The organism is Vaccinium witches'-broom phytoplasma str. VAC (assembly GCF_000309405.1).
Classification (GTDB): Bacteria; Bacillota_I; Bacilli_A; order Acholeplasmatales; family Acholeplasmataceae; genus Phytoplasma.
This window is the reverse complement of sequence record NZ_AKIN01000032.1, coordinates 1-370: the sequence shown is the minus strand read 5'-3', so window position 1 is coordinate 370 and position 370 is coordinate 1. Positions and strand designations below refer to the sequence as shown.

Annotated in this window: 1 protein-coding gene; it reads right to left on the bottom strand. The window is 19.7% G+C overall.

What is annotated here, in order from left to right:
• Positions 1-91: 91 nt before the first annotated feature.
• Positions 92-295 (bottom strand): hypothetical protein, encoded by a 204-nt coding sequence (locus RI68_RS00895; protein WP_017192517.1) that lies wholly within the window; start codon positions 293-295, stop codon positions 92-94.
• Positions 296-370: the final 75 nt, after the last annotated feature.

Here is a 370-nt window from a genome sequence, read left to right as displayed (position 1 = left end):
TTTTAATAAATAAAAAAAAATAGCCTTTATAAAAACAACTATTTCTTTGATAAAACGACATTAAAATAAAAATTTAATTTAATGGAAAAGATTATTTTTTCAATAAAAAAGGTTTAATAATATTATTTTCTAAAACTTCAGGATAATTATAAATAACTTCTCTCATTCTTTTAAATAAAACATAAATAAGTCCATTGTCAAAATCAATACGAGTAACAACTCCTATTTCTTTTTCGTTTTCAACTTTTACTCTTTCGCCGATGAGATAATAATTATCATTATTATGTAAAGCCATATATCTACCAATTTATCCTTCTTTCGATAACTTTATGTTAAAGAATTATAAAGAAAAAACAAAACATTTTATATA

What these genes read in the sequence shown, in the direction of transcription:
- RI68_RS00895 (WP_017192517.1), bottom strand. Translation starts at nt 295, where the DNA reads ATGGCTTTACATAATAATGATAATTATTATCTCATCGGCGAAAGAGTA.